The organism is Streptomyces sp. NPDC008086 (assembly GCF_042957325.1).
Classification (GTDB): domain Bacteria; phylum Actinomycetota; class Actinomycetes; order Streptomycetales; family Streptomycetaceae; genus Streptomyces.
On record NZ_JBIBIA010000009.1, the window covers coordinates 43,887 to 55,324 of the forward strand.

General features: G+C 71.8%; 11 protein-coding genes. 6 read left to right on the top strand and 5 right to left on the bottom strand.

Annotated elements, in window-relative coordinates:
* Positions 1 to 145: 145 nt before the first annotated feature.
* Together ACFZBP_RS30155 and ACFZBP_RS30160 are read right to left on the bottom strand one after the other, a co-directional pair.
* Positions 146 to 1,564: a HEAT repeat domain-containing protein gene (locus tag ACFZBP_RS30155; RefSeq protein ID WP_391417670.1), complete on the bottom strand. Its 1,419-nt coding sequence runs from the start codon at positions 1,562 to 1,564 to the stop codon at positions 146 to 148.
* 292 nt (positions 1,565 to 1,856) lie between these two features.
* Positions 1,857 to 2,258 carry an ankyrin repeat domain-containing protein gene (locus ACFZBP_RS30160; protein ID WP_391417672.1) on the bottom strand — a complete coding sequence of 134 codons (402 nt, stop codon included), beginning with the start codon at positions 2,256 to 2,258 and terminating at the stop codon, positions 1,857 to 1,859.
* Between the two features lie 319 nt (positions 2,259 to 2,577).
* Between ACFZBP_RS30160 and ACFZBP_RS30165 the strand changes: the two genes are divergently transcribed.
* Positions 2,578 to 2,772, top strand: coding sequence for a hypothetical protein (locus ACFZBP_RS30165; protein WP_004002760.1), 195 nt, complete (start codon positions 2,578 to 2,580; stop codon positions 2,770 to 2,772).
* 40 nt (positions 2,773 to 2,812) lie between these two features.
* The gene (locus ACFZBP_RS30170) at positions 2,813 to 4,462 is read left to right on the top strand and encodes a hypothetical protein (RefSeq protein ID WP_391417674.1); all 1,650 of its coding nucleotides are present in this window, start codon (positions 2,813 to 2,815) and stop codon (positions 4,460 to 4,462) included.
* Positions 4,463 to 4,542: 80 nt separating this feature from the next.
* Here the strand turns inward: ACFZBP_RS30170 and ACFZBP_RS30175 are convergent, their stop codons facing one another.
* The gene (locus ACFZBP_RS30175) at positions 4,543 to 6,042 is read right to left on the bottom strand and encodes a PLP-dependent aminotransferase family protein (protein WP_383458561.1); all 1,500 of its coding nucleotides are present in this window, start codon (positions 6,040 to 6,042) and stop codon (positions 4,543 to 4,545) included.
* Between the two features lie 100 nt (positions 6,043 to 6,142).
* Here ACFZBP_RS30175 and ACFZBP_RS30180 point away from each other — a divergent pair, with 100 nt between their 5' ends.
* The 4 genes from ACFZBP_RS30180 (at position 6,143) to ACFZBP_RS30195 (ending at position 9,672) form a co-directional block, all read left to right on the top strand.
* Entirely contained in the window at positions 6,143 to 6,823 is a 681-nt protein-coding gene (locus ACFZBP_RS30180) for a YitT family protein (RefSeq protein WP_391417676.1), read from the top strand.
* Complete coding sequence (locus ACFZBP_RS30185; protein WP_391417678.1) at positions 6,820 to 7,590, top strand: glycerophosphodiester phosphodiesterase family protein; 771 nt, start codon at positions 6,820 to 6,822, stop codon at positions 7,588 to 7,590. The genes ACFZBP_RS30180 and ACFZBP_RS30185 overlap by 4 nt, the downstream gene beginning before the upstream one ends.
* A gap of 55 nt (positions 7,591 to 7,645) precedes the next feature.
* Complete coding sequence (locus ACFZBP_RS30190) at positions 7,646 to 9,019, top strand: MFS transporter (protein WP_391417680.1); 1,374 nt, start codon at positions 7,646 to 7,648, stop codon at positions 9,017 to 9,019.
* A 278-nt stretch (positions 9,020 to 9,297) separates the two neighbouring features.
* A complete protein-coding gene (locus ACFZBP_RS30195; RefSeq protein WP_003977404.1) occupies positions 9,298 to 9,672 on the top strand; it encodes an RNA polymerase-binding protein RbpA in 375 nt (124 codons plus the stop codon).
* 192 nt (positions 9,673 to 9,864) lie between these two features.
* Here the strand turns inward: ACFZBP_RS30195 and fxsA are convergent, their stop codons facing one another.
* Together fxsA and ACFZBP_RS30205 are read right to left on the bottom strand one after the other, a co-directional pair.
* Positions 9,865 to 10,419, bottom strand: a complete 555-nt coding sequence (gene fxsA / locus ACFZBP_RS30200) for an FxsA family membrane protein (RefSeq protein ID WP_391417682.1) — start codon at positions 10,417 to 10,419, stop codon at positions 9,865 to 9,867.
* A gap of 71 nt (positions 10,420 to 10,490) precedes the next feature.
* On the bottom strand, positions 10,491 to 11,303 hold the full coding sequence (locus ACFZBP_RS30205) for a glycosyltransferase (protein WP_391417684.1): 813 nt from the start codon (positions 11,301 to 11,303) through the stop codon (positions 10,491 to 10,493).
* Positions 11,304 to 11,438: the final 135 nt, after the last annotated feature.

The window sequence follows — 11,438 nt, forward strand, 5'->3', positions numbered from 1 at the left end:
ACGACAAACGTCCCTTGAGCGTTGCGCTGCGCCCCCGAGCGGGTCAGGTCATGTCCATGCACACCTGACCCGCAGGTCATCCGGAGTTCACCCGGCGGGCGGATCTCCGCGAAGTTCACAGCGCGGACACATGCCCGCCCGAGTGTCAGCCGGCGGTCGTGTCCGGCCCGATGCGGCTGCGTACGGCCGTCTGCACCTCGGCCTCCTCGGCCGGGTCGGCGGCCAGTCGGCGCAAGCGCTCGACGACGCGCGTGTCACCGGTCTCGGCGTGCCGGGCGGCGATCTCGCGGGTGGTCTCCTCGCAGTCCCAGAGGCACTCGACGGCGAAGCCGGACGGGAAGGAGGGGTCGGTGGCGGCCAGGGCACGGGCGGTGCGGCCGCGCAGATGGGAGGACGCGGTCTCGCGGTAGATATGGCGCAGGACCGGGGCGGCGCAGACGATGCCGAGCCGTCCGGTGCCGTCGACTAGGGTCCACAGGGTCGGGGCGTCGGGGCCCTCGCCGCGTACGGCCTCCCGTAGCGCCGCGAGGACCAGGTCCTTGTCCTCGACTCCGCCCCGGCAGGCGAGCACGCGTCCGGCGGCGGCGCCCAACTCGTCGGGCCGTCGGGCCCAGCCACGCGCGCGGTCGACGGCGGCGACGCTGCGCATCCGTTCGAAGGCGTCGACGGCGGCCTCCGCGACCGCCGACGAGCCGGTGACCACGGCCACCTCGATCAGGTCCAGGGCCGCGGGATCGTTGCTGTCGGCGAGGTAGCGCAAGGCTGTGCAGCGGGCTCCGTCGGAGCCGTCCTCGGCGGCCGCGACGATCTCCGGCCGGTCCTCGGGGCCCGCGACGGCCATGAGGCACCGCGCGGCGGGCACATGGAGGGCCGCTCCGCGCTCGATGCCCTGCTGGGCCCACTCGAAGACCGCCTGCACGCTCCACCCCGGACGGGGCCCGGTAGGTCGCATCTGCCGCTGCCATCGGTCGAAGCAGCCCGCCTCGTGCGCGGCACGCACACGCGTGGCGATCGATTCGCGCGGATCCTCCGCCCACAGCCGCCACGGCCGTGGCTCAAAAGCATCGCGTACGGCGGTGGCCAGCTCGGCCTCGCCCTCGGGATCGGCCGGGAAACGCGCGAGGACGGGCGCGGCGAGGGCACGCAGCCCCGCGTCGTCGTCCCTGAGCGCCAGCTCGTCCAGCGCCCAGGCCCAGTTGGAGCCCGTGGCGGCATACCTGCGCAGCAGTTGGAGCGCGTCCCGCCTGCCGTAGGAGGCGAGGTGGCCGAGGACGGCCAGGGCCAGGCCCGTGCGTGACTCCTCGGTGTCGAGGGCGTCCTCGACGTCGAAGAGGTGCGCCTCGATCTCGTCCAGCTCGCCGTTCAGGTCGAGGTAGAGACGGGCGTAGTACAGGGAGCGGTTCTCCACCTGCCAGTCGTGGCGGGGGTCCCGCAGCACACAGTGGTTCAGGGCCGCGAGCGCCTCGGCGCGCGGGGCGGTGAGCGCGTGCAGTGTGCCGTCGCCGCGGCCCCGCTGGAGCAGGCCGAGCAGCGTACCGCTGGGCGCTATGACCGGTTCGAACATGGGAAACAGCCTCACATCAAGCGTCGACGCAACCGGGGATCCTGCTTCACCTGGCCGCGTGACAACACGTCGGGGCGCCCGCCGTTTCCTGCTTGCTGTAGACCATCTTCCTCTGCCTCTCGTCGGTGGCCCATGCGGACCGCATCACGGCCCGCGCGGTGCGGCAACACCTGCCCAGCCATCGCGTCCGTGAATCACGACGTCATGATGACTCGGCACTTCCGTCTGCCGCGACCGAAATTTCGGCGGCCCTGTACCGCCTCCCCCGTTTTCCGTGTTTTAGCTGGTCAGATCATTCGGATCGGTGTGCGCCGAACAGTTCGAGCAGTTCGGTCTTGCCGAACATGCGGGCCGTGTCGACGGCCGAGGGGGTGCCCGCGGCCGGGTCGGCGCCGGCCTCCAGAAGGACCTTGATCACTTCCGTCTCCCCCTTGAAGACGGCACCGGCGAGTGGCGTCTGCCCCCGGTCGTTGACCCGGTCGCCCTCGGCACCCCGGGCGAGCAGGGCGCGGACCGCGTCGGCGTGGCCGTGATAGGCGGCGAGCATCACGAGGGAGTCGCCGCGGTCGTTGGTGAGGTTGGCCGGGACGCCCGCGTCGACGTACGCCACGAGTGCCTCGGTCTGCCCCTGCCGGGCCAGATCGAAGATCTTGGTCGCCAGCTCCACGACCTCCGGGTCGGGGGCATCAGTCATCGGCCGGACCGCCTCTCACTACGAACACGGGGACTGCGGGGACTACTGGGGAGCACGGGTGCGACCGGCGAGCGGTGTCGGCCGTACGAGTGATTCGCCAGGGTACTGGCTCGCGCGGCACATGACCCGATGCGTCCGCGGCAAAGATCATCGCAGACACCGCAGGACGCAATACCCAAGCTCATCCGGTCAAGGACACTCCGCCAACAGTAGGAAATCTGCTGAATTTCACCCAGTTGCACCTTTTATCGTATGGATACATCCTGTGAGCCTGGAAGTACTCATGGTGACTGTCCCCACCAAAACCAGGAGCACTCACATGATCCTCTCCATCTCAGGCGTCGTACTGCTCGGCATCGTCGTCTTCATCTTCTTCCGCAAGGACGGGCTGAAGGCGTCCCACGCCCTGATCTCGGCGCTGTTCGGCTTCTATCTGGCCAGCACGGCCATCGCCCCGAGCATCAAGGCCGGCGGCGAGAGCCTGGCGAGCCTCCTGGGCGGCATCCAGTTCTGACGCCGCCCGTCCAGCCCGTACGCACCTCCAGGAGACAGCAGTGGCCCGCCGCCCCCTCCCCCGCATCCTGAGCACAGGCAGCGCGCAGATCGCCCGAAGCCGGGAGCTGGCCCGGGCGCAGCTCACCCGAAGCCGGGAACTGGCCCGGACGGCGAGCGACAGCGCCTCTGACGTCCTCCATCCGCTGATCACGATCACCCGCGGTCTGCGCCGGCTGGCCTCGGCCGGGCGGCGCAGGTGGGCCGAGACCCCCAAGGACAAGCGCGGACCGCTGCTGTTCCTGGTGGCCTCGGTGATCCTGGTCGTGGCGCTGGTCCCGTACGGGCCGCTGCTCGCCGTCATCACCCTGATGGCGGCGGCAGCCTGGCAGGGCAGGGACCGCGCACCGGCCACGCCCGAGGGACCCGACGAGTCCCAGACGGAGCGGCTGCGCTCGCTGTACGAGGCGCTGGTCCCGTACTTCTCCGCCGCAGACGACCCCGCGCCGCTGTACACCCACGGCGGCGAGTGGGAGAAGGCCTTCCCGGAGTACGAGTTCGACGGCACGAGCCGGATCAGCAGCCTGCTGGTCCGCTACCCGGCCTACTTCACCGACGGCGAGGCGCCGGCCCGCGCGCGGATCGAGCACCTGCTGACCGCGAAGTCCGGCCGCGGCCGGGAGTACCACTTCGCCTGGGACGAGGAGGGCAACGAGCTCGCCGTCAGCGTCCTCGCCCCGCTGCCGACCGACATCGCCGCCCAGCGCTTCGTCACGACACCCGGCGAGACCGTCCTCGGCTTCACCGACCCCACCCTGGTCCAGCGCACGCTGCCGCTCACCCACGGCGCCCAGCGACGCGACGTACCGCCGGTGGTCTGGCGCACCGGCATCCGCTCCACCGAGCCCCATCTGCTGGCCCTGGGCCAGCCCGGCAGCGGCACCTCGACCCTGCTGCGCTCCATCGCCCTGCAGGCCCTTCAGTACGGCGACGTCGTCATCGTCGAGGGCGGCGGCACCGGCGAGTACGCGTGTCTGACCGGCCGGGACGGCGTCCTCGCGGTCGAGTGCGGGCTGGCGGGGGCGCTGGCGAGCGTGGAGTGGGCGGCGACGGAGACGGAGCGGCGCCTGATCGCCGTGAACCGGGCTCGCCAGGCGGGCAATCCGCCGCCGGAGGACACCAAGCGCCCGCTGTGGATCCTCCTGGACCGCCCGACCGCGTTCTCCCACCTCGCCGCGGCGGACAACCGCAAGGACCCCCAGGCCCTGCTCCAGGTCCCGCTCCGGCACGGCCGTTCGGCCAACGTCACGGTGGTCGTGGCCGAGCAGTGGGACGCCCTGGACGCGCTGAGCGACGCCGTGCGACAGCACACACGCGCGCGTGTCGTGCTCGGCCCCGCCACGGCCGAGCAGCTGCGGACGGCCCTGGGCGCTCCCCCGCACACCACTCCGGTCGCCGACGTCCCGCCCGGTCGTGGCTACGCCCGTCTGGGCACCGGCCCGGTCCATCGCCTCCAGGTCCCGGCGACCCCGGACCCGTACGACGACGCGACCAGCGACGCCCACCGGCAGGCCGTACTGGAGCTGCTGCCGGAGCGGACGACTCCGGTGGAGGCGGAGACGCTGGGCCGGCGGGAGAAGGCGGACCAGGAGCCGGAGCCGGTGCCCGCGGAGGCCGTGGTGGCCGAGGCAGTGGCGGCGGAGACCGCCTGACGCGGGCGGACGCCGGACGGCGTGAGCCACCGGCCCGCCCCGGGCGCCCACCCCGGCACCCGGCCCTCACACCGGGCGCGTCACGCGACGAACGGCCGGACCGACTCCCCCGCCCCGGTCGCCCCGCTCTCCACCAGCCGCGCGGCGGCCGCCAGTCGCACCGCGGCCTCCTCCGCGACCGCGCCGCCCACGGTGAACGGCAGCCGCACATACCCCTCGAAGGCCCCGTCCACCCCGAACCGGGGCCCGGACGGCACCCGGACCCCCACCCGCTCCCCGACCTCGGCGAGCCGCGAGCCCGACAGGCCGCCCGTCCGGACCCACAGGGTGAGCCCGCCCCGCGGCACCTCGAACTCCCACCCCGGCAGCTCCCGCCGCACCGCCGTGACGAGCGCGTCCCGGTTCTCCCGGGCCTGCCCGCGCCGCAGCTCCACCGCCTGCTCCCAACCCCCCGTACCGAACAGCCAGTTCACGGCCAGCTGCTCCAGCACCGGCGTGCCGAGGTCGGCGTAGGCGCGCGCGGCCACGAGGCTGCGGATCACGTCCGGAGCCGCCCGCACCCAGCCGATCCGCATCCCCGCCCAGAAGGCCTTGCTGGCCGAGCCGACGGTGATGACGGTCGACCCGGCGGGGTCGAAGGCGCACACCGCGCGCGGCATCTCCACGTCCGGGTCGAGCCACAGCTCGCTCATCGTCTCGTCGGCGACGAGCACCGTCCCCGCCGAGCGCGCGGCGTCCACCAGCCGACGCCGTTGGTCCTCGTCGGCCAGCGCCCCGGTCGGGTTGTGGAAGTCGGCGACGACATAGGCGAGCCGGGGCGCGGCCTCCCGCAGCACCTGCCGCCAGCGGTCCACGTCCCAGCCGGCCAGTCCCTCGGCCATGGCGACGGGCACGAGCCGGGCGCCCGCCTCCCGCATCAGCTGGAGGATGTTGGCGTACGACGGCGACTCGACCGCGATCCGCTCACCGCGCCCCGCGAACAGATGACAGATGGCGTCCATGGCGCCCATCGCGCCGGTCGTCACCATGATCTGCTCGGGCATGGTCGGGATCCCGCGCGCCGAGTACCGGTCGGCGATCATCGCGCGCAGCGCGGGCAGCCCGGCCGGATAGTCGCCGTGGGTGTGGGCGTACGGGGGCAGTTCCTCCAGGGCGCCCTGGACGGCACGGGTCAGCCAGGGCTCGGGCGCGGGCAGCGCCGCGGTGCCCAGGTCGATCATCGAGCCCAGCGCCTCGGGCGGCAGCGGCTCCAGACCGCGGGCGGGCAGCGGGTTCCCGGCCGGTACGGCCGTCCAGCTCCCGGCCCCGCGCCGCGACTCCAGGAACCCCTCGGTGCGCAGCGCCTCGTACGCGGCGGCCACGGTCGTACGGCTCACCGACAGGGCGAGGGCCAGTTCCCGCTCGGCGGGCAGCCGCGCGGCGACCGGGACGCGGCCCTCCAGGACGAGCAGCCGGATGCCGTCGGCCAGGGACCGGTACGCGGGCGGGCGCTTGGTGCCGGGGCCAGCGGGGCGGTCCTGCTGAGAGGTGAGCAGCCGGGCGAGCTGCGCGGCCCCCACCGCGGAAGTCCACTGCGCCATGATTCCAGTCCACCTTCCCCGAATTGGCCATGGAGGGTGCTGCCTCCCAAGCCACAGGGTGTCATGCATCAGTCCACCACGACCACAGGGGGGGCACGCCTTGTCCACGCCCGGGCATCCCACGAAGCGGCTCACGCGAGCGCATCTCGTACGGCGGCTTTCACAGCTCTACGCCGGGCTCGCGCTGTACGGCGCGAGTTCGGCGCTGCTCGTCGAGGCGGGCCTGGGCCTGGAGCCCTGGAACGTGCTGCACCAGGGCCTCGCCGAACGAACCGGCCTGACGATCGGCGTCGTGTCGATCATCGTCGGCGCGGCCGTGCTGCTCCTGTGGATCCCGCTGCGCCAGCGCCCCGGCCTCGGCACCGTCTCCAACGTCTTCGTGGTCGGCCTCGCCATGGACGGCACGCTCGCCCTGCTGCCCGAGGCCCACACCCTGGCCGTACGGATCCCGCTGCTCGTGGCCGGCATCGTGCTCAACGGCGTGGCCACCGGCCTCTACATCGCGGCACGCTTCGGCCCCGGCCCCAGGGACGGCCTGATGACCGGCCTGCACCGGCGCACCGGCCGCTCGATCCGCCTGATGCGCACGGCCGTCGAGGTCGCGGTCGTCGTGACCGGCTTCGCCCTGGGCGGCACGGTCGGCGTCGGCACGGTCCTCTACGCGGTGTCCATCGGCCCGCTCGCCCAGCTCTTCCTGCGCGTGTTCGCCGTCCCCACGGCATCGGACGGCAGCACGGTCGTTGCCACCGGGCAACCCCGGGGAGCGATACTGCGTCCGTGAGCACCACGCGGATACGCCACCCCTATCTCGACCACGCCGGCCCGATCCCCTTCGCCCACCGGGGCGGCGCGGCCGACGGCCTGGAGAACACCGTGCTCCAGTTCCGGCGCGCGGTGGAGATGGGCTACCGGTACATCGAGACGGACGTCCACACCACGCGCGACGGCAAGCTCGTCGCGTTCCACGACTCCACGCTGGACCGGGTGACGGACGGGGCGGGCCGGATCGCGGACCTGCCCTGGGACGACGTACGGCACGCGCGCGTGGGCGGCAAGGAGCCGGTGCCCCTCTTCGAGGAACTCCTGGAGACCTTCCCCGAGGTCCGCTGGAACGTCGATCTCAAGGCGGAGCCCGCGCTCCATCCCTTCCTCGACCTGATCGAGCGCACGAACGCCTGGGACCGCGTCTGCGTCGGCTCCTTCTCCGAGGCCCGCGTCATCCGCGCCCAGGGCCTGGCCGGGCCGCGCCTGGCGACGTCGTACGGCACCCGGGGCGTGCTCAATCTGCGGCTGCGCTCCTGGGGCGTCCCGGCCGCGCTGCGCCGCTCGGCGGTCGCCGCCCAGGTGCCCGAGGCGCAGTCCGGGATCCAGGTGGTGGACCACCGCTTCGTACGGGCCGCCCACGCGTGCGGGCTTCAGGTGCATGTGTGGACCATCAACGATCCCGACGTGATGCACCGGCTCCTGGACCTGGGAGTCGATGGCATCATGACCGATCACATCGACACATTGCGCAAGGTCATGGAGGACCGCGGCGTCTGGGTCTGACCCCCGCCCCCGTCCTCACCCGCGCGCGGGATCATCACGGGGAAGCGAGGGCGCGGTGGGCACCGGAACCGTGCGTACAGAGCCGGCCGACGAGGCGGCCGGACGCCGGCGCGAGCAGCGCGGCTGGTACTTCTACGACTGGGCGTGCTCGGTCTACTCGACGAGCGTGCTCACCGTGTTCCTGGGCCCGTATCTGACGTCGGTCGCCGAGGAGGCTGCGGACGCGGACGGGTTCGTCCACCCCCTGGGCATCCCGGTGCGCGCGGGGTCGTTCTTCGCGTACTCGGTGTCCCTGTCGGTGATCGTGGCCGTCCTGGTGATGCCGCTGGTGGGGGCGGCCGCCGACCGCACCGGCCGCAAGAAGCCGCTCCTCGGGGTGGCCGCCTACACCGGAGCCACGGCCACCACGGCCATGTTCTTCCTGGACGGCGACCGCTATCTGCTCGGCGGCGTCCTGCTGATCGTCGCCAACGCGGCCCAGTCGGTCGCGATGATGCTCTACAACTCCTACCTCCCGCAGATCGCCCCGCCCGAGGAACGCGACGCGGTCTCCTCCCGGGGCTGGGCCTTCGGCTATGCCTCGGGCTCGCTGATGCTGATCGTGAACCTGGTCCTGTACCTGGCGCACGACTCCTTCGGCGTGTCCGAGAGCACGGCGGTCCGCATCTGCCTCGCCTCGGCGGGCCTGTGGTGGGGCGCCTTCGCGCTCATACCGCTACGACGGCTGCGCGACCGCCGCGCCCCGAGCGAGGCGGGCCAAGAGGCACCCGCCGGGAAGAGGCAGACCGCCATGGGCTTCCGGCAGCTCGCGGCAACCGTCCGCGACATGCGCCGCCACCCGCTGACACTCGCCTTCCTCCTCGCCTACCTGATCTACAACGACGGCATCCAGACCGTCATCTCCCAGGCGTCGATCTACGGCTCCGAGGAACTCGGCCTCGGCCAGTCGACGCTGATCGGCGCCGTCCTGCTGGTCCAGGTGCTGGCCGTGGTGGGGGCGCTGACCATGGGGCGGCTGGCCCGGACGTACGGCGCGAAGCGGACGATTCTCGGCTCGCTGATCGCGTGGACGGTGACGCTGGGAGCCGGGTACTTCCTGCCGGCCGGGGCGCCGGTGTGGTTCTTCGTGCTGGCCGCGGGCATCGGGCTGGTCCTCGGCGGCAGCCAGGCCCTGTCCCGGTCCCTGTTCTCCCATCTCGTGCCGCCCGGGAAGGAGGCCGAATACTTCTCGGCGTACGAGATGAGCGACCGCGGCATGAGCTGGCTGGGGCCGCTGCTGTTCGGGCTCACCTACCAGCTGACCGGAAGTTTTCGAGACGCGATCATCTCGCTCGTGGCCTTCTTCGTCCTCGGATTCGCCCTGCTCGCAAGGGTTCCGGTGCGCCGGGCGATCAGCGACGCGGGCAATCCGGTGCCGGACACGATTTAGCGTTCCGAGTGAAAGGGCGGTAGTGTACGCGTTTGGCCTGCCAGGCGTACCGTTACTGCGCGTCAAAGATGCCGAAACGCTGGGTTACATCTGCTAGCAGATGTGACAAACCGGGCGCCGGTGGGTACGACATTGGTCAGCAAGGCTGCGGCTACGACGGCGACGCATCACCCGGAACGGGACACCGATCGGGAATCTTTACCGCCGACCGGACGTTGACCGGATGACGACGACAGCGACACCTGTCCTGTGGGCGACAAGCCCGGGAGGCACGATTCATGAGTGAGCGAGCTCTTCGCGGCACGCGCCTCGTGGTGACCAGCTACGAGACGGACCGCGGCATCGACCTGGCCCCGCGCCAGGCCGTGGAGTACGCATGCGAGAAGGGGCACCGGTTCGAGATGCCCTTCTCGGTCGAGGCGGAGATCCCGCCGGAGTGGGAGTGCAAGGTCTGCGGGGCCCAGGCACTCCTCGTGGACGGCGACGGCCCTGAGGAGAAGAAGGCCAAGCCCGCGCGTACACATTGGGACATGCTGATGGAGCGGCGTACCCGCGAGGAACTCGAAGAGGTCCTCGAGGAACGGCTCGCCGTTCTCCGCTCCGGGGCGATGAACATCGCGGTTCACCCCCGGGACAGCCGTAAGTCCGCCTAGTCCCCACGGGGCTCGGACGGACCGACCAGGCAACGTGTAACCGCGGGCGTCGTACGTGAAGGTGACGTACGACGCCCGCGGTTTGGCGTGCCCTGATGGGTGCGCCCCGACGCGCGTGTCCTGATGGGCGCCGCCCAACGAAAGAAAGCCCGGCGCTCAGTGGCGCCGGGCTCTCTTCACGCGGTCAGCGGGTCAGCGCGTCAGCGGCGGCCTCGGCTCCTGCGGGGCGTCCCCGGGCTCCTCCCTGATGACCTCGCCCTGGACGACCTTGCCGTCGGGGCGGTGCATACGGGCCTGCTGGAAGGCATCGCCGAACGAACCCGGGGTCGCCTCGCGCAGCTTGCGCTCGAACGTGCGCTCCGTGAGACGGCTCACCGCCTTCTGGACCGGCGGGATCAGCAGGAACAGCCCCAGCGCGTCCGAGACCAGACCCGGCAGCATGATCAGCAGGCCGCCCAGCATCATCAGGCCGTTGCCACCGCCGCTCGCCGGGGTGCCGCCGCGCTGAAGCGCCTCGTTCAGGGCCTGGAAGGCGCGTCGGCCCGCCCGCTTGATCACCACCGAGCCGAGCACGAGACCGGCGAGCAGCAGCAGGAACACCACGAACCCGCTCGTCGCGTCGGCGACCACGGTGAGCAGCCAGATCTCCAGCACCAGCCAGGCGGCGACACCCAGCGGCAGAAAGGTACGCAGCCGGGAGCGCCGGGGCCGGGCGGGGTAGGTGGGGGTCGGTGCGCCAGTCGTCATGCGTCCAGTGTGCCTGGGCCCGGCTCAGAGCGGGATAAGGGGACCGGACGGGCGGGACCGGCGGGCGGGAGCTACGGCTGCTTGGTCGGCGACGACGGTTTCGTACGGCTCACCAGCTTGCCGACCCGCTCCCGCGCACCCCACGAAGTGACCCGCCACAGCGCCTCGACCAGGATGTCGCGGCTCATCTTCGAGTCACCGAGCTCCCGCTCGACGAAGGTGATCGGCACCTCGACGACATGGAAGCCGGCCTTCACCGCGCGCCGGGCGAGGTCGACCTGGAAGCAGTAGCCCTGGGAGGCGACGTCGTCGAGGCCGAGGCCCTCCAAGGTCTCGCGGCGGAAGGCGCGGTAGCCGCCGGTGATGTCGCGCAGCGGCAGGTCCAGGGCGAGCCGGGAGTAGAGGCTGCCGCCGCGGGAGATGAACTCGCGGGACTTGGGCCAGTTCACGACCCGGCCGCCAGGCACCCAGCGCGAGCCGAGCACGAGGTCGGCGCCCTTGAGGGCGGTCAGCAACCGGGGCAGTTCCTCGGGCTGGTGGGAGCCGTCGGCGTCCATCTCGATCAGGACGCCGTAGTCGTGTTCGATGCCCCAGCGGAAGCCGGCGAGGTAGGCGGCGCCGAGGCCCTCCTTGCCCTTGCGGTGCAGGACCTGGACGTGGTCGTCCTCGACGGCCAGTTCGTCCGCGAGCTTGCCGGTGCCGTCGGGGCTGTTGTCGTCGGCGACGAGCACGTACGCGTCGGGCACCGCCTTGCGGACCCGGCCGACGATGCTCTTGATGTTCTCCGCCTCGTTGTAGGTCGGGATGATCACCAACGCCGTGCCGAGCGGCCCGAACTGCCTCCCCCGGTGCTGTGCCCCGAGAGTCCCGTCGCCGTCGTTCACTGCTGCCCCTTCATGTCCGTCCGCAGACGTCCACCATAGTGGGCGCGGCCTGCGCTGACGCGACAGCACGTTCGTATGGTGGTGTCGATTCCACAAGAGCGGGGTAAGCATGCGTTTTCTGGATGCGGACGCCGC

What these genes read in the sequence shown, in the direction of transcription:
- ACFZBP_RS30155 (WP_391417670.1), bottom strand. Translation starts at nt 1,564, where the DNA reads ATGTTCGAACCGGTCATAGCGCCCAGCGGTACGCTGCTCGGCCTGCTC.
- ACFZBP_RS30160 (WP_391417672.1), bottom strand. Translation starts at nt 2,258, where the DNA reads ATGACTGATGCCCCCGACCCGGAGGTCGTGGAGCTGGCGACCAAGATC.
- ACFZBP_RS30165 (WP_004002760.1), top strand. Translation starts at nt 2,578, where the DNA reads ATGATCCTCTCCATCTCAGGCGTCGTACTGCTCGGCATCGTCGTCTTC.
- ACFZBP_RS30175 (WP_383458561.1), bottom strand. Translation starts at nt 6,042, where the DNA reads ATGGCGCAGTGGACTTCCGCGGTGGGGGCCGCGCAGCTCGCCCGGCTG.
- ACFZBP_RS30195 (WP_003977404.1), top strand. Translation starts at nt 9,298, where the DNA reads ATGAGTGAGCGAGCTCTTCGCGGCACGCGCCTCGTGGTGACCAGCTAC.
- fxsA (WP_391417682.1), bottom strand. Translation starts at nt 10,419, where the DNA reads ATGACGACTGGCGCACCGACCCCCACCTACCCCGCCCGGCCCCGGCGC.